General features: G+C 59.9%; 7 protein-coding genes. 4 read left to right on the forward strand and 3 right to left on the reverse strand.

What is annotated here, in order from left to right; translation table 11 throughout:
• Positions 1-99: 99 nt before the first annotated feature.
• Positions 100-627 carry a hypothetical protein gene (locus V1278_RS29555; protein WP_334383133.1) on the reverse strand — a complete coding sequence of 176 codons (528 nt, stop codon included), beginning with the start codon at positions 625-627 and terminating at the stop codon, positions 100-102.
• A gap of 76 nt (positions 628-703) precedes the next feature.
• Between V1278_RS29555 and V1278_RS29560 the strand changes: the two genes are divergently transcribed.
• The gene (locus V1278_RS29560; protein WP_334383134.1) at positions 704-1,219 is read left to right on the forward strand and encodes a transglutaminase-like cysteine peptidase; all 516 of its coding nucleotides are present in this window, start codon (positions 704-706) and stop codon (positions 1,217-1,219) included.
• An 85-nt stretch (positions 1,220-1,304) separates the two neighbouring features.
• Here the strand turns inward: V1278_RS29560 and V1278_RS29565 are convergent, their stop codons facing one another.
• The gene (locus V1278_RS29565; protein WP_334383135.1) at positions 1,305-14,942 is read right to left on the reverse strand and encodes a T1SS-143 repeat domain-containing protein; all 13,638 of its coding nucleotides are present in this window, start codon (positions 14,940-14,942) and stop codon (positions 1,305-1,307) included.
• A gap of 236 nt (positions 14,943-15,178) precedes the next feature.
• On the opposite strand from V1278_RS29565, the gene V1278_RS29570 reads away from it, so the two are divergent.
• Together V1278_RS29570 and V1278_RS29575 are read left to right on the forward strand one after the other, a co-directional pair.
• Complete coding sequence (locus V1278_RS29570; RefSeq protein WP_334383136.1) at positions 15,179-15,598, forward strand: hypothetical protein; 420 nt, start codon at positions 15,179-15,181, stop codon at positions 15,596-15,598.
• 216 nt (positions 15,599-15,814) lie between these two features.
• Positions 15,815-16,198 carry a hypothetical protein gene (locus V1278_RS29575; protein WP_334367664.1) on the forward strand — a complete coding sequence of 128 codons (384 nt, stop codon included), beginning with the start codon at positions 15,815-15,817 and terminating at the stop codon, positions 16,196-16,198.
• 618 nt (positions 16,199-16,816) lie between these two features.
• Here V1278_RS29575 and V1278_RS29580 read toward each other — a convergent pair.
• Positions 16,817-17,044, reverse strand: coding sequence for a hypothetical protein (locus V1278_RS29580; protein WP_334367663.1), 228 nt, complete (start codon positions 17,042-17,044; stop codon positions 16,817-16,819).
• Between the two features lie 478 nt (positions 17,045-17,522).
• Here V1278_RS29580 and V1278_RS29585 point away from each other — a divergent pair, with 478 nt between their 5' ends.
• The gene (locus V1278_RS29585; protein WP_334383137.1) at positions 17,523-18,773 is read left to right on the forward strand and encodes a GTP-binding protein; all 1,251 of its coding nucleotides are present in this window, start codon (positions 17,523-17,525) and stop codon (positions 18,771-18,773) included.
• Positions 18,774-18,797 lie beyond the last annotated feature (24 nt).

Below are 18,797 nucleotides of genomic sequence, written 5' to 3' on the forward strand. Positions count from 1 at the left end.
ACGTTGCTGTCACCCGTTCAACTTTGAAGTGATTTTGAGGCATCCGGAAAACCGGCGATTGACAGCCTTTTCCGACATTCCCTCTATCCTTGCCTCCCCTTAACTCACCATAAGCGGCGAAGGCCGCAGTTTCCGTCCCGATAACAGATTGGGGCCGGCCGATCGACGCAAAGACGTTGACTGACGCTCCTGACAAAAGGGGACGTCATGACGCCGCGCGTAAAACTGCGGAGCCCACGCTTGCATGCGGCCGCGGGGATCATTCTCGCGCTCTGTGTTGGCGCTGCATCCGAAGCATTGGCTGCCGAGGATGCGTCGCTGGAAGAGGCCAGGGCAGATCTCGCGCCGGGCGGCGACCAGGCGTCGCCGGCGAAATTCTTCAGCATCAATGCCGTCCTTGCCAAGCATGATCGTCAGCGTGATCGGAGCATCACCGATGCGGTCCGCCTCGCCGCCCTCACCCCTTCGAACACGGCAACGGATGCGCCGCCTGCGCTTAGGGAAGCGCCCGCGGTAGGTGCCGAACCGTTCGGATTGTTCACATTCCGCGCGCCCGACGGCCTCCTCTGGCGCAAATGGCGCGGAGTCGAAGCCGCCATGGTGAAGGAGCAGGCTATCCTCGATCATTGCCGGGCGGACGCCGGCAATTGTCCCGCCCCACGCCGCCCAATTCCTGCGGCTCGTCAACGCGGTCGGGGCGAAGTTGGGACGCGACAAGCTTGATGAGGCCAACCGGGGCGTCAACGCGGCCGTCCGCTACGTCAGCGACCTCTCCCAGCACGGCGAGCCCGATCGATGGAGCACGCCGCTTGCGACGTTCGCCTCGGCGAAAGGCGACTGCGAAGATTATGCGGTCGCCAAATATGTCGCGCTGAGCGCCGCGGGCTTTCCCCGCAACGACCTGCAGCTCGTGCTGGTCCGTGATCGCATGGTCCGTCAGGACCATGCGTTATTGGCGGCACGTGTGGACGGCCACTGGCTGTTGCTGGACAACCGGTTCTCGACGTTGATGGCGGATTCCGAAGCCACGCGCTTCACGCCGCTGTTCGCGATCGATCATCAGGGCGTTCACCTCTTCGCCACGCCCTATGCGAACCGCCCGCTTGTAGGCGGCGAACTCGAGGCCGCGCCGGCCGCGGCCGTCAGCGGCAAGGCTATTGGCGTCGGTGCGCCAGCAGATAGCGCATCCGCCCTGAACACCCTGCCCCTGCTGATGTAGCGCATACGCTCCGCGCCCATCGGAGCGGCAAGGAAAAAAGCCCGCCGGACCGATCCGGCGGGCTTCTTCAATTCGGTGCGTCAGCTCAGAGACCCGGCTGCAGATGAGCCGTATCCACCGTCCCGCCGGCCTGAATGACGGCAAGAGCCATCTTCGCAGCCGCTGCCGAGGTGTCGCCGAAGGCGTCGTGCGTGAGCGGCTGGTCGACGGTCGTGAAATGCGTCAGCTCGCCTTCGCCTTGGGAGCCCAGTCCCCCCGGCGGGAAGCTCAGCTCGCCATGGCCCGGCCCGAAGTCGAGGATCTGGTCGAACCCATGCGGCAGCTCGTGGTAGGCCGTATCGGCCGGAGCAGATGCCCCGAGCGACGCATCGAGATCGACCTCGACGAAGGTGCCGATGGTGCCGTCGGCATAAGTAAACGAACCGACCCCCGCAATCGTCTGTCCGTCGATGGGAGCACCAGCCGTCGTCGCAAGATCGATGCTCTTGATGCCGAGATCGCTGAGCTTGATCAGTTCGCCGCCCTCGCTGACGCCGTTGTGGTTGGCGTCCTGCCACGTCACGAGATCGCCAAACGCCTGATCCTTGCTGTCGATCACGCCGTCATGGTTACCGTCGAGGCTCCCCAGCGCGGCGATACCGTCGGCGAAGTGACCGCCATTGAAGTTCGGCGTGAACAGCTCGTTGCCGCTTTCGATCTTGCCGGAGCCGTCGAGATCCACAGCTAGGATGCCGTCCTGGCCACCGGCGGTCCAGGCGATCTGGTCTTGTGCGCCGTCGCCATTGATGTCGAACTGGACCCCGTCGCTGATGGAGCTGAACGAAATGCCGTGAGCTCCGAGATCAAGAACTACAGGATCGACGCGCCCGTTCCCGATCAACGTCGCGAGGCTGGTCCCGCCACTCGTCAGGGTAACATTCTCCAGATCGACCAGGATATCGTTGTCGTTGCTCTGACCATTGCCCACCTGCTCGTAAACATAGGTGTGGTTGACGCCGTCGATCGTGGCCGTGAAAGCCACCGTAGCGCCGCCGCTGCCCAAATCGTTTTGCCGTAGATAGTCGACTACAGCAGCGACATCCTGGATTGAATCAAGCGTGAGCGCGCTACTGAAGGAGTCCGCATCATCAAACGTGATAATGCCGTTCGAAATGGCGTGCGATCTTACCTGATTTCCGCCGATCGTCAGTTCCGAGTTGGATCCGTTCGTACCCGCCGTATTCGACGCGGCAAAAGGCGTGCCGTTGAGCGAGAGCTTGTCAGCAGTAACATTGAAGTCCTTGATAATATCGTAGCCGGCAATCGTTCCGCCGTCTCCGCTGGCTCCGATAGTAACTGCAGATTCGCCGCTAAAGATGCTAAACGTATCCCCGCTAGCACCACCAACCATGATGTCGCGACCGTCGCCACCGTTAAGTGTATCGGCGAGATCGTTACCGATCAGAACGTCATTTCCGTTATCGCCGTTAAGCGCGTTGGAAGCCCCAGACCTACCGATCAAAATTTCATTGGCGTTACCACCGGTCAGGGTCGTTGTGCCCGTCGATCTGTTGTCGATCGTCACTGTGACAGCCGCCGCCGTGGCGGAGCCATCAGTGGCCTTATAGGTGAACGAGCCGTTGTTACCGCCGTTCAAGTTGCTCCCGTCATCCGTAAACGTGACGGACCCGCCATTGCCTGTCCCGGTCGCATGAGAGGTCGTACCGCTGGTGCCTGCGCTGACCGCAGTGACATCCAGTACGTTGTCCAGGTCGGTATCGTTGGCTACCAGCGCCCATTCCGGGATCACCACGGCTGCATTGTTGCCGACATTGGTAATGACCGTATCTGCGGCAGCAGTCGGTGCATCGTTCACCGCGGTAATGTTGATCGTCGCTGCATCGGCGGCGGTCTGCGAGCCACCGCTGCCGGTGTCGCCGGTGTCATTGACCAGCAGCGTTAGCGTCGTACTCGCCGGCGGCGCATTCACATTGGCGTTGTAGACGATCGTACCGCCACTTCCGAACCATCCGCCATTGGTGTCGGTGCCGGCCAGCAGATTGTTGAGCTCTGCGAGCGTTCCGGTGACCGTGACAGAGGAAGTCCCACTGCCGGTGATACTGTCGACACCACTGTTGCCGGCCCCCACTGTCAGGGTTCCGGTTCCGACCGACAACGTCATGGAGATGACATTGTTGCCCGCATCGATGTCGCCCACCGACATGCCGGTGTTGTGGAGGTTCAGGTTCGTCTGCTCGGTTGCACTGTAGGACGCCGGTGTAATCGTCGCCGTCGGCGCGTCGTTCGCCGCATTGACGGTGACCGCTGCCGTATCGGTGGCGCTCGAGAACGCGGAGCTGCCGCCGTTGGACGAGGTGTCCACCTTCGTGCCGGCGGTGCCGGTGCTCGCATCCCACGCGCGGAACGTGATGCCGTCCGTCACCGTGCCGTTGAAGTTGGCGGCCGGCTTGAAATACAGCCGGGTATTGGCGTCGGCTTCGAGCAGCAGCGCATTGGCGTTGCTGACCGTTCCCACCGCAGTCCATGTGGCGCCATTGTTGGTCGAGTAGTACCAGGTACCGTTCGCGCTGTTGGTAGCCGTAATAGCGATGCCGAGGCCGGGACCATCTGCATCCGTCACGTTGTCGAAGCCGCCGCCGCCGGCCGTATCGAGCAGTGCGGAGACAAGCGTGCCTACGGCGCCGGACGGCGCAGCCGCATCTTCGTTGACGGCCGCAACGACCGGTGAATCCGTGGCATCGAGAACCGGCGCGCCGTTCACGTTATCGACGTTGATCGTCAGCGTCGAAGTTGCGGTGTCGCCGTCATTGTCCGTCAAGGTGTAGGTGAAGGGGCGGCTGAAATCGGCCACGATTGCGGTCGGCGGCATGTAAACATAAGTGCCGTCATCAAGATCGATGACGAAGCTTTCGCCGGCGCTGCCGGTGAACGTGATCGTCAGCTGGTTGGAAGTGGCGTTGAAAGTGCCGGCGTTCGAACCCGAACCCGACGCGATGATAGCATCGGTCACGGGGTTGTAGGTGTAGGTCTTGCCGCCGATTTCGATCGACTTCACATATCCGCCGTCAGCACCGAACGAAGTCGGAATACTGCCGTCGATCACCGAGCCCGAGATGGACGGATTGACCGTGCCCGCCAGCGTCGACTGGAACTGGTTGAGGTCGGTGACGATCAGGGCGTCCGTATCGGTGCCGGAGCCCGCGCCCCGGCCGTCATGGGCCAGCGGATCGAGGTAGGTATCCGGCGCAGAGGGACCAAGTCCGATCGCGAACGATACGATGTCGTTGGCGTTGACGAAGTTGATCCAGTCGGTCAGTTCGCCATCAGTCACCGCTTCGCTCGTCGGATCGGGTTGCCCGTCCGACATGAAGTAGGCGACGTTGCGCACGCCGGACGTCGTCAGCTTGCCCGGATCGTTGAAAGCGTCCGGCGCAAGCGCTGTGGCATCGTCGTAGTCGGTGCCGTTATCCGCCGTCAGGCCATCGATGTAGGTCTTTGCATCCGCGACCGAGAGCCACACGTCGCCCTGCTTTTGCGCGGAGTCGTTGAATTGGATGATCTGGACCTTGACGTCGCCGGCAGCGTCGTACTGGTCCAACAGTTCCTTGGCGGCGGCCTTGAGCAGGTCGAGGCGCGTTGTGTAACCGGAGACGCCTGAATTGAAGTCCATACTTCCGGAACGATCGAGGATCAGCAGGATGTTGGTGTCCGAGGATCCCTCGGTCACGGTCTTGACGATCGGCGCTGCGACCGGGATGTCGTCATCGATGGTGATGGCCAGCGTGCCGGTAGCCGTGTCGCCGACGGGCAACGTGGCGTCCTTGACCTGGTAGGTCAGGTGGACCGTCGCGTCGTTCTCGTTGTTGCCCGCATCATGGAGAACCGGCTTCAGCAGCGTGAACACATAGTTGCCGTTGCCATTGTCCGACCCGCCATCCACGACGACCGTGAAGATCGCGCCGCGCGCAGCGGACGATGCGGTCAGGGTATTGTTGGTAGCGTTCCAGCTATAAGTAACGCTCTCGGAACCAACCAGACCCGGCGTGCCGTTCATCGGCGCGAAGTTGATCGGATCCGAGGCCGCCTTGCCGTCCGTGTTGTAGTTGTGCGGCAAGGTACCGCTGGCGCTGATGGCCTGCCCGGACAGGTCATCGCCGAAGGTACTGCCCGCAATACCGTTCGGAAAACCTTCGTCGTCCACCGAAGCCGAGGTGTTTCCTGCGGTCGGCAACGAGTTTGTCTGGACGCTGCTAAGCGTGACCGTTGCCGTTGAGGTATCGCCGTCGCCGTCCCTGATCGTGTAGGTGAAGCTGTCAGCACCCGTGTAGCCAGCCTCCGGCGTATAGGTGAAGGTGCCGTTGCTGTTGTACACGACGGTGCCGTGCGCGCCGTTTGTGACGGTGACCTGGCCGATGAGCGGCGAATTATCCGTATCGACCCCATCGGCGCCGAACTCATCGTTGGCCAACAGGCCGGTCAAGAGCGTCGCACCGGTGATGGTCGTTGCCCAGGTGTCATTCACCGCTGTTGGAACGTCGTCGACGATATTGATTTTGATCGTCGACGTAGCAGTTTCGCCGTCGCTGTCCGTAGCTACGACGCTCAGGTTTTCGGGCAGGCCGTTGTTACCCTGCAGCGAAGCATGCTGCTCGTTGTCAACAAGCGTGTAGCTGTAGCTTACGGTGGTGCCGTTGAACGCGGTTACTGCAAAGATATTTCCGGTTGCTGTCGTAAACGAAGTGGCGGTAAAAACTCCGTTCGTGACGATGGCGTGACCGTCAATCATCAGGCTGTTGAGCCCGTCGGCCGCCGCAATAGTAAATGTTCCGTTCTGCGAGAGGTTTCCGGAGTCCGGGCCGGAGCCGGCCGACTCGCCTACGCCACGGCTCGCCAGCAGATCGTCTTCATAGACGGTGATGTCGCCGTCTTCGCGGTTGATCCCCGAGATCGTGACGCCGTGGTCGGAAATGCCGATCGTCAACGTCGCGGTCGAGACATCCCCGTCGCCGTCGGTCAGCGCATACGTAAAGACGTCGTTCGCAACAACCGGCGACCCGTCGAAACGGGTATAGGTGTAGTCGCCGTTCTCGTTGAGAACGAGCGTGCCGTACTGGCCGATGACCTGGAAGTTCTGCGAGCCGTCCGGCGTCGTGACAGTGGTGACGCCGACGACGCCCGTAACTTTCGCGCCGTCTGCGCCAAGCACGTCTGCGCCGAAATTGGTCGTGCCTACCCCGGTGACGACGTTGCCCGTGGCACTTGAATTGTCGGCGAATGCAAAATCGTCGAAGCCAAAGTAACCGGGGCCGTCCACAACGATCTTGTCGACGCTGCCCAGAACGGAGAGACTCACATAGATGGGCCCGCCCGCTGCGCCCTGATGGATGTCCTGGGTAAAGCTGCTGACCAGCATGCCATCCACATAACCGGAAATGGCAATCGTCATCGGCTCAGAGCCGTGCGACGAAAACCAGGCGCCGAGCGCCGTGAACCTGCTGCCATCGGTGTGGGCGATGGTGATGGGATCGCCCGCAGTTCCGGTATAACCCGGCTGCTCCACGCCGTTCTTTTCACCGACGAAAGCAAGGTTGCTGCCCGAGTGCGGAGCATAAGTCGCGAACGGCCCGGAGCCCGGCGGATTGTGAATACCCGTCTGGATAAAATTGAACCCATGATAGGGCGACACGATCGGCGTCTCGCCATTCTCGCCAAGCACGACGTCATCGAAATTCAGGGTCTGCACGGCAGTTGAAACGGAATCGATATCCGCGTTCGCCACCGGAACGTCGTCGTCGACACCGACCGTGAAGCTGCCGTTCACCGCGTCGCCATCGGAATCGGTGGCGGTATAGTTGAACGTCAGGCGGATGTCGTTCTCGTTGTTGCCTGTAGCGTGGTCGAGTTGATCCTTCAGCACGACGCGGAATGCACCGGCGCCTTCATCGGACAACGATACTTCAATGACGGTGCGTCCGCCGGCGACGCCAGTCAGGATGGTGCCATCGGCATTGGTCGAGAACACCACCGCCTCGCCCTTCGAGGTGAGCGCGGACACGCCCGACACGCCGACGCTCGCATTGGTGAACGTCAGGCTGCGATCGCCGACACCATCCGGATGATCCTGGGTCAGCGTGCCGAACGAACCCGAAGTGATGTCCGCGCCGCTATCGAGGTTATCGGCACCCCACTTGATGTTGAGGTAGCCTGTTGACGTCGTCTCATTGGCGTCGCCATCCGTGTTGGCAACGTAGTTGTCGCCCGCGAGAGTGTCGTGGCTACCGAACGCGAGCGGCCCTGTCAGACCGTCCTCGTCGACGAAGGTCACGGGAACGAGGCTGACATTGTCGATATAGGCGCCGAGCGAATTCTCCTGCCCGGCCCCTTGGAAGCCAAGCACATCGCCCGGGCCGGTCCCGATCACGCTGACGGTGATCAGTTGCCAGACACCCGCCGTCATGCCCGTCGAGTCGATCGATTTCACCACCTGCCCGTTCCACAACACATTCAGGCTACCGCTGTCGGCGTTACCCTCGTTGGAACGCGGAGAATAATAGAACGTCAGTTCATAGGCCTCGCCGGCATGCGTACCGGCGATCACCTGCTGAATGATCGTGTTGGTGTGGCCGGAGTCGTTATAGTGGTCGCCGCCGGACAGATTCCCGCTGCTGAGATCGGAATCGAGCTCGATCAGCGCGTTGCCGTCCTGTGCGGACACGCCGCCGACATTGCCGGTCTGCACTTCGAACGGCACATCACCGTGTGGGCCGGCCGGGCCGAGATTGGCCGAGGTCCAGCCAGCCAGTGAGTGGTAGATCGACCATTGATTGTTGCCGAGACCGTGACCGACTTCGAAGCTGCCGTTGACGACGAGATTGTTCGTCGCGGCCACCGGTCCAATGATCGGCATATCGTCGTCGATCGAAACCGAGAGCGTGCCCTTGACGGTATCGCCGTCACGGTCCGTGACGGTGTAGGTCAGATTGAGCTTGATGTTGTCTTCATAGGCCGTCTGCGTACCGCCGACGTTCAGATCATCATGGACAGGATGATCGACCTGACCAAGCAGCGAGAAGCTGTACGCGCCTGTCGACGGGTTGACCTGAATCTTGAACGCAGCCGTCGCGAACGCATGCGACGGCGTATCGGTCAGCGTCGAGGCATAGAGGGTGTTAGTCCCGGCATCCCAGAAGTACTGAAGCGCCTGGTTGCCAGCCGTAATCGCATGATTGCCGGCATCGACAACCGCAAATCCGCCCAGCGGCGCGAAGCTGATCGTGCCTGCCTCGTCCGCGCCGACCAAGAAATTCAGCGTGCCAGTCGCCGGCGACACCGATGCGGCATCGTCGCCCGCAGACGCGGTGTCGTGGTTGCCGGACGCCAGATCGTCCTCGTCGACCGTTACCGTCGCGTTCGGTCCGGTGACCGGAATATCGTCCTCGATTCCGATCGTGAACACGCCGCCACTGGTGGTCGTGGTCGAGGCATAGGAGAAATTATTGACGCGGATCTTGTCGCCATCCGCAAGATCGAAGCGAATGACGAGATGGTCGAACGTCCCGGACGGGTCGATCGTCACCGCGCTTCCATCGCTGGGCAGCGTCAGCGTACCGCTGTCATAACCCGCGCTGCCGGATACCGGCACGCCGCCGTGATAGGCGACCCAGGAAATCGTTCCAGTGCCGCTCCCATTGATGGTGAAGCTGAACGAGTCGGTGCCGGCTCGCTCAACAATGAAGCCCTGGTTGTCCTGGATCAGGTTATTGCCGATCCCGACGCCCTGCCCGGAGACGTTGAACGAGGCTGCATTGTCACCAGCCGTATTGACGAAGCTGTTCGCAGCCGTTCCGGTGAACGTCAGGCCGTCGAACGTCACGCCGCCCACCGTATAGGTGTCGTAGTGTCCGGGCTGCAGGGTTAGCGGGGTGGTCACCGTCGTTGTGGTGGTCGGCCCCTGGAGCTGGATTTTATCACCGTCCTGATCGGTGAACTGGATCGCGCCCGTAAAATTGAGGATCAGCTTCTGGTTGTCGTCATTCGCCGGCGCGTTCGGCAGATGGTCGATCTGGTCCTTCAGCGTGAACGTGTAGTTGCCGTTCGGCTGGACGTCGAGTGTGAACACCACGCGGTCGCCGCCGGAGAATCCGGCCGTACCATCGCTGTCGACATAACCGGTCAGCACCGTTCCCGAGACGCTGTAGAGCACCGCAGCGCCCTTGGACGTCACCGCTGTCAGGCCGGACGGATTGGCGAGCAGCGAGAACGTTCCCTGCTCGTCGGCGCCGACCGAAACGAGCGTCGCCAGCGATCCCGTCGCGACGGTGGTCTGGCCACCTTCGGCATTGCCGATCGACTGAAGATTCGAGTTGGCGTCGGTCAGTGCATCTTCCTGAACCGCACCGGAAACCGAATTCTGGGTCTGAACCGGGATATCGTCCTGGACGGTGATTGTGAAGCCGCCGGAAAGCGTCACGCCGTCACTGTCGTAATCGACGAAGCGTACCACCGACGAGAGATTGATGCTGAGGGTGTTCTCGCCATTGCCGGCGGCATGGTCGAGTTGGTCCTTCAACGTGAACGTGTAGTTGCCGTTGGACTGGATCTGCAGCGTGAACACGGTGATGCTGCCCGCCTTGGCGGTCAGCGTGTCACCCGAGATGCTGTAGCTCAGTGCGGTGTTGTGAGACGTCAGGTTTTGGTTCTGCAGAGCGGGGATGCCGCTGCTATCGAGAACGAACGTTCCGTTTTCGTCCGCGCCCACTTTGAAGAGCGAGGTCAGCGAGCCGTTCGCAACTGCCTTGCCGCTCGAGCCGTCTTCGTTATTGCCGACAGAATTATTGCCGCTGTTGGCGTTGGTTAGATCGTCTTCTTCAACGGTCGCAGTAACGGACGCGCCGCTGACCTGGATCGGAATATCGTCGCGGATCTGGATCGTAAACGCACCGGCCGCCAGCTTGACCGTGTCGCCATCGCCGTCAGTGGCGATGATATACTTGGACAGATCAAGCGCTGTCGTCAGCAGGTTTTCGGTGTTGTCACCGTTTTGGCCGTTCAGCGACGGATGATCGATCTGGTCCTTGAGCGTGAAGACATAAGAACCGTTGGACCCAACCGTGAGCGTGAAGACCTCGCGATCGGTGCCGGGCTGGTAACCGGAGTTCCCGCCCTGATCGACGTAACCGCGCAGCGTATTGCCGTCGGATACGATCAATATGTCGCCGCCCTTTGACTCCAGGCCGGTGTTGATCGGGCTGTTCTGAACGACGAGATCGAATGCCGTTGAAGCCGGACCATCCGCACCGAAATTGACCAGCGCATTCAGCGCGCCCGCGGCGCCCACGGCAATGGCCGAACCCGTGCCGGTGGTTTCGCCAGTACGATTTGCATCGAGATTGCCCGTGGGCAATCCGTCTTCATCCACGGCAACCGAGATCGTGGCCCCGGTGATTGTCGGGCCGTCATCCTCAAAACGGATCTTGCCGGAAATATCCGCCGAATCCGTCGCGGAGTCGCCGTCACCATCGGTGACCGTAACCGTGGCAAAAACCTTATTGCTTGCGATCGCAACATACTCGTCCGCGTCGCCCGTATTATTGTGTTCCAGCGAGACGTACTGGACTACTGAAACCTTGCCGGTGACAGGATCGATCGCGATCGCAAACGCCGCTGGATCGCTTCCGGTGTTGGTCGAGCTCGATCCAGAGTCCGGACCGTCGTAGCGGCCGACGATCAGATCGCCTTCCTTGAACAGGTAGATGTCCTTGCCATCAGTCGTTTCGAGGCCGGAATTGGTGCCGTTTCCGCCATTTAAGGTGAGCGAAAACACCTTGGAAGTGGAGCTCGCCGCACCGTCGGCGCCGAAATTGGTCGAAACCGTCAGCGCCGCGCCCTCGCTCTGCGCAAATCCGATCGCGCCATCGACCTTTTGGGCGTTCGTAAGATGCGGATCCGAGCCCTTGTGGTGAACATTGGCGAACAAATCCCTGACCGCCTGCACCGTCGTATCGTCGTCGGATGACTGAACGTCCGGCGTCTCGTCATGAACAACGGAGAAGCCGCTCGCGGTATGTACTTCGACCGACGGACCGTCATCGAGCAAGGTGATCAGCTTGCCGATATTGACCGAGTCGGACGACTTGTCGCCGTCGGAATCGGTGACGGTAAGCGTAGCAATGATCTTGCCGTCGAGATTCTGCTGAACCGTCAGCGGGTCGTCTGGCGAGGCGTCGTTCCAATTGTTGCCGTTGTCGTTGGTTTCGTTGGAGTCGCCGCGGTCGTCATGCTTGATCGAGAGATATTGAGCGACGCTGACTCTGCCGTCGGAAGCGATGGCAATCGCGAACGCAATATTGCCGTTGAAGGCGCTGTTGGCGTCGGAAACCGTGCCAAGGATCAGGCCGTCGGCATTGACGGAAAGGACGATCTTGCCACCGTCGGTCACGAACAGGCCGGAATCCGTTCCGTTGCCGCCTGCCACACTCAATGAGAACGTGTGCGGATAAGGCGGATAGTCGGCGCCGATAGTCGAATCGTCAATAACAACAGCGAAATCCGACCGCGCGTAGGCGATTGCGCCGTTGCCCGAATTGCCACCATTGTTGTCGCCCGGCACGTCCGGATCATCGCCGACGACATCCGTCGCTTCGAGCTTGGCGAACAGATTCCTGACGCTGCTTGCCGTCGTATCGTCCGCCTGGTTGCCTGGAGTTTCGTCGATGGTGACTGAACCCCAACCAAGATCGATATCGGCATGCGGAACGTCATCGGTTACGTTGATCGTGAACTTGCCGGTCAAGGAGATGGTATCGCCATCCTTGTCAGTGAAGGTGACGATGGAGCCAAGGTCGATGTTGGGAATCGAATGCTGGACGCCATTGTCGAGCGGGCCGGAGCGCAGATCGCTGTTCTGGCCGCTACCCTCCGTATGAATCAGTTCGTCATAGAGGCGGAATTCGTACGCGCCGGTCTCGGTGTTCAGGGTGAGCGAGAAAACCGGGTTGCCATTGGGATTGGGCTCGTTGCCCGTGATGATGATTTCGTGGGAGCCAACGGGGCCGTTCGAAATCACATAGGTCAGCAGCTTGCCGTTCTCGCCGTCGCCCTGGGCGGATTGCTTTGAGTACAAGCCAAGCGCGCTCAGTTTCGCAATGGCATCCGACGAGAAGCCGAATGTCCCCGTCTCGTCAGCACCGACCGAAACCAGGCCAGCCAGCGTGCCCGACACGAACGCGGCACCGGTAAAGATCTCGGTGGTCGAGCCGTCGACATTGCCGCCGTCATACGGGCTGGTGCCCTGCGACCACGGCGTCAGGATGTCGTCCTCATCAACCGTGCGGGCAATGGAGGCGCCCGTCAGAACGGGAATGTCATCCTGCACCTCCATCTTGAACGTTCCAGCACCAAGCGTGATGCTGTCGCCGTCACCGTCGGTGGCAATGACAAAGGCCGATAGGTCCAGCGCTGTCGTCAGCGCGTTTTCGCTATTGTCACCGGCCGCGCCATTCAGCGATGGATGATCGATTTGATCCTTCAGCGTGAAGGTGTAGGAGCCATCTACCCCGACCGTCAGGGTAAAGACTTCGCGGTCGCCGTTCCCAAAGCCCGATCCGGCAGCGCCGGTCTCGACATAGCCATGCAGCGCGGTCCCGTCAGACACGATCAGGACCTGGGCGCCTTGCGACGTTAGACCCGAGTTGACCGGCGTAGCCTGCGTGGCCAGATGGAATGCGTTCGCACCAGCGCCATCGGTTCCGAAATCGACCAGGGAGGTGAGCGAACCGGTGGCAACGGCAGAGCCCGGCCCGGTGACCTCGCCCGTGCGGGCAGCGTCGGCATTGTGACCGACCAACCCGTCCTCGTCGACACGTGCAATTACTGCGTCCTCGCCGATCAGCACCGGACCATCGTCCTGGAAGACGATGCTGGACGTTTCACCGCCGGCGATCTGGATCGTCGCGGAAGACGTCGCGGTGTCGTTGTCGACGTCGGTGATAGTCGCCGTCAGCGTAATGCCAAGGCTTGCAAATACAACCTCGCCCTCACCCTGGTTGGAACTGAGCAGCGTGAGCGCCTTGCTGGAATCGAAATTGTTGCCGTCCTGGCCATGGTCGATTGCCATGTATTGGTCGATCACGAGTTGACCGCCCGACAGGCTGCCTGCGTCGACGAGCGTGACGCGGATCGCGATCGGACCATTGGGATCGTTGCCGACACGACCCACGATCTCTGTGTCACTGACCTTGAACAGATAGATGGTGTCGTCACCGTACAGGCCGCTGGGATCGGTCACCTTCAGTGTGCTGGCGACGCTGCCAGACGGACCGGAGCCCCCCGTTAGCGAGAAGCTGTACTGATAGGTGGTCGACTTCTCGCCGTCAGTTCCGGGATCCTTGACCACGTTGAACAGCGCCTGCAGGGCGCCCTGTCCCTGCTCTTCGCCGCCAACGGCCGTCTTCACTTCGCCGATCGGAACGGAGCCGGTCGGATCCGGCATTGTCGAGCCGGTATCATCAAGCGGTCCCGGGAAGCCGTCGGGATTGGGATCAAAGCCGATCGATTCATCGAGCGATAAAGTCGCCAGTTGCGCAGAACCTTCTACCGGCTCGACCACCGATACGGAAATGGCCGGACCGTCATCGTCGAATGCGACGCCGATGGAATCTGTCGATACGTGCGTAACGACCACGCCGAGCGCATCGGTGACGACTTGCTGAACGAAAACAACGTCCGCGAGTTCGATCCGATCATTCGGATCGAGCGTGTTGCTGTGCTGAACGGCCTCATATTGTGCGACGCTCAGCTTGAGGGAGACGGGATCCAGATAGAGCGCAAAAGCGATTGCGCCGCCGGCGTTGGGGGTCGTGCCGTTCCCTTCACGCGCAACAACGAGATTTCCTTCCGTGAACAGGAAGATCTCATTCCCGGTTGCGGTCGCTTTCAATCCGGTATCGACTCCGGCAAATGCGGCGCCGGCCGACGTAGTCAGCACATAGGCCACCGTACCGGGACCATTGGTACCGAAGTTGACGTTCGCCGCGGCGATTTCGGACGCGGCGCTCTGCGCCCACCCAATCAGTCCGGCCTGCTGGAAGACGGCCGGCAAGAGTGGATTGGCTTGATCATCTGCGGTGACTTGTACACCGAGCGTCTCGTCATGAACCGTCAAGACGCCCGCGAGCGTGAAGCTGCCCGAGGGCGCGACGTTCGGGGTGCCGTTGAAAGTCTCGGGAGTAAGGGCGAAAGTGCCGAGCGACTCCTGTCCGAGCAGGTCGAGCGGATTGCCCGTTGCCAGCGAATCGACGGAGCTATTGCTGAAGTTCGCGCCGCTGGCTTGGGCATTGCCGCCGCCCTCGCCGGCCGCCGGCAAAATCGACTGGTCCGTGGTGATCGGAAACAGGCTTGCGAATTCGCTGACCGAAACGTCGCGCCCCGGCGCCACTTCGATAGTCAGGTTCTTCAGCGCATCATGCCTTGAATCGAAAAACGGCTCGACTGTCACGGTCGACTTGTTGTCGAACAGGATGATCAACCTATCGCCGACATGGACGAGCGTGATCTTCTCATTCGCGATCCCTGAAAAATCGACCTTGACCTTCTGGTCGTAACCGAGATTGACGACCACCGCCTGGTCGCCCATCGGCTTCGTCAGCTTGAAAATTCGGGAAGGTGCGGAACTGTTGGCGAGAGTGGAACCGGAAAGCTGAGTGACCTGAAATTGCGCGTTCATTAGTCTAAGTACTCCGCCAAAAAATGCGTTTAATTCAAGTTTGCAAAAAATATTCCAAACTTTTGACGTATTAAGCTATTGTTAACCAGCCCATGGGGTCAACAAAATCAATTGGTTAACCTCCGTTTTTTGCTTCTGTGGTAAACTTGAAACGGCGGCCATCGCCTTGAAAATGGCTTTGAAATGAGCGGCTTGCCTCGAACTGACCAACATTGGCGGCCGAGCGGGGACATCAGATGAAGGTTTTATTGCTCACCGGCGCCCTGTTTTTCGCCGGCCTGGCAGGCTGCGCCTCGGCCCAGGAGCAGTCCCGGACGGTCGAGCGAACGGTCAAAAGCGTGCCGAACAGGGACACCCGGATCGGGGTCTACCTCAACGTGCAACCCGATTGCACATCCGGGCCACTGCCAACGATTCGACTGGTCAGCCCGCCCGCCTCCGGCAAGGTTGTCGTCAAGAACGCGAAGGTTAAGGCTACCAACTACAAGGCCTGCCTTGCGCTGGAAGTGCCGGCTTATGTCGCGTTCTACAAGTCGCCTGCGGATTTCCTCGGTAATGACGTGTTGACGATCGAGGTCAAATATGCCGGCGGCCGAACGGAAGTCCAGAAGATTACTGTGAACGTGATGAGGGCGGGCGGGGAGCAAAAAATCTAATCGCCGCGATTTGATTGGTCAGCACCGACCCTGATGACGGATTCGTCGGGAGATTGTCCGCAACGGGAAATCGCAAGGGCCGGGGTCGATCCAGGTTGACCAGCAGCAACCACCGCCAACGTCACGGTCCTGCCGGTGCGCAGCGGATTATCAGTTTGACGGTACGGCTGATTCTTGCTCTGTTGACTTTATTCTCTTTTTTACTCGGGGGCAGCCATGCGCGCCGCGTTGGGCAAATTCGTTTTGATCACAGCTTCATTGGGATTCACCGCATGGGCAAGCGCGCATCCGGCCGGCGCAGCGGACCTCGGTTTGATTACCGCTGGGCCCGGCTCAATAGGTAATTGCTCCGAAATCGTTTTCACTTGCGAGAATGGCAGGCAGTATCCGCTCTGCCCGATTGCAACGAGCGTCGTCGGTGAAGTCGTTACCGCATCGCTGCACACGGGCCACCGCGGGGGCATTCACGTTCGGTTGGTCCCGATGGGCGTCGGCTACCGATATGCCGGGCGCGGAGTATGGCTGGACGGCTTCCGCGAGAACGCGCTGCTCAACTTCGGAAAGCACAGCCAGGTCGCATGCACGATCCAGCGCTCCTGATCACGCACTGACTCCACGTAAAATCGCGGCCGAATAGGCCAGCCCCTACCCCTTTGTGCGGACTACGACGTGCGAAGCGCTGGGGCGCATATAGGCTTTGGGCTGGACATAGCGCGCACAGTGATCATTCCACTGCTGCAACTGCCAATTCCACTTCAAGCATCCGGATTCCACCGCAGAATCATATCCCCAATCCAGCCGATAAGGCTCATCCCCGAAGGGATAAGGACCGCTGTAAGCGCTGCTGCTTGAAAGGACCACGAGCGAAATGGCTGCGCCAGCAATTGCAAAGAACGATTTTTTCATAAGAACCCCGATCTGGAGCGCACACGCCGAAGAGTGCCAAATGGCTTCAAGCTTATCAAGCGACAAGCAGTGGTTCGACCGCGGTTTGCCGCCGGTCCGACGCAACTCTTGTCCTGCCTGATTGATATCGCCCCCGCCTATCATCTTCGGCCAACTGCGCAGGATTTAGATTTCGCACGCGGTCAGTAGCGTTGCGGGATCAATCGGTCGTCGGCGCTGCAACTTTCGCTGCGGCTCGACTACAACCGCGATAGCAGAGAGCCAGCTTGCCGGCAGCGCACGCATTCATGTCCATGAAAGGGATAGAACCTACTAAGTAGCCGGATCCCGAAAGCGTCGATACTTGGTTGGGACCGGCTCGGCCGGCACTCCGTTTTCTCCCAGAATATCTGCGACCAGTTCATCCTTAACGACCTTCTCCATCACAGCCCGCACAAGTCGCGTACGCGAGATACCGCGCTGCTTTGCAGCCGCCTGGAGATATTCAACTTCCAAGGGGATGACGATATTCTTGATGGTCACGGCATTCTTGATGGTCACGGCCAGGTCCTCGATGCTCCTTTGCTTTACTGGTCTGCTCTGCTGACCAGCAATCTTGGCAAGAGTTGGAGAGGACGGTGGCAACCGTTGCCTTTCTGCTTTGCGTTGCGCTCATATGCATGGAAACATGCATAATCACTTCAAACTGAGAATGACGTTGCTAGCGATTATTTCCGCCGCTGGCGTGTTCCGACGCATTCGGCAATCAGCGTTCTGCCTCTCCATGCGCACGTATGCGGCTGCACCACCTGGCCGCTCGCGATTTGTCAAAAAAGCAATTGATGACCCAAATCGACTCGCAGCAGGGCACCAAGCATCTACTTGTTATTTAATTTCCGGGGGAGCCGACTAAACTTTACATAATCGGAGGAGCCATATTAAATGAATTCCGACATTTAATCGCGGAGCGAACTGCGAACGCAGTAGAATTGCATGCCTGCGTACTGTTCCGCCCGCAGGTCTTGAGCCGGGAAGACGCATGAAGGACAGACCGAGCGAGGCCGATCGGCTGCCAGTAACGGTGCTCAGCGGATTTCTGGGCGCGGGCAAAACAACATTGCTTAATCGCGTACTGACGAATCGCGAAGGCCTGCGCGTTGCGGTCATCGTCAATGACATGAGTCAGTTGAACATAGACGCGAATCTGGTCCGCAACGGTGGTGCCAATCTTTCACACACGACCGAGTCGCTCGTGGAGCTCAGCAATGGTTGCATATGTTGCACGTTACGGGACGACCTCCTGGTGGAGGTCAGGCGATTGGCTGAACAACGGCGCTTTGATTATCTACTGATCGAAGGAACTGGGATTGCTGAACCCCTTCCCATTGCGGCAACGTTCTCGTTTCGCGACGAGGCCGGTGTCTCCCTTTCCGATGTTGCGAGACTCGACACGATGGTCACCGTCGTGGATGCCTTGAGCCTGCTCGCCAACTATGGCAGTCGCGATCTGCTGCGCGACCGTGGCGAGTTGCGCGATACGTACGACCAGCGGACGCTCGTCGATCTTTTGGTTGAGCAGATCGAGTTTGCTGATGTGGTGGTGATCAACAAAGCGTCAGAAGCGACGGAGGCGACGCGTGCGGAAATTCGCAAGGTAATCACCGCGCTCAATCCCCAGGCACGCCAAGTCGAGACTGACTTCGGCAAGATTCCTCTCCAGGCGATTCTGAACACCGGCCTTTTCGATGAAGCGAAGGCTGCGACACATCCGCTCTGGTATAGGGAACTATATAGCCCCGGTTCTCATGTGCCGGAGACAGAGGAGTACGGGATATCCAGTTTCGTTTACAGGGAAAGACGTCCCTTCGATCCCGCCAGACTCTTGTCGTTTCTCAACGAGCCCTGGCCGGGTGTCATACGTGCCAAAGGACATTTCTGGCTTGCTACGCGTCCGGATTGGGTGGGCCTTCTCTCCGTTGCCGGGATACAACGTCGGTGCGAGCCCATGGGCTTTTGGTGGGCGACGGTCCCGAAGCCGAGCTGGCCAAGCCATCCTCAATTTCAAGAACATCTCAACAGCCGGTGGGATGGCAATTGGGGCGACCGTCGCCAGGAACTCGTGTTCATCGGTTCAGGCATGGACGAAGGGTACATCCGAGCCTCGCTCGATGCCTGCCTTGCCCGTTCGGAGTTTGGCTTCGATCCGGAGAGCTGGCGCAATCTGAGCGACCCTTTTCCACCGTGGCATTATCCTGATCACACGAACCATACCGGCGTGTCCCTTGGCTAGGCGGAGTTCAATCCTGAGGATTCG

It is taken from the genome of Bradyrhizobium sp. AZCC 1577, from assembly GCF_036924575.1.
GTDB lineage: Bacteria > Pseudomonadota > Alphaproteobacteria > Rhizobiales > Xanthobacteraceae > Bradyrhizobium.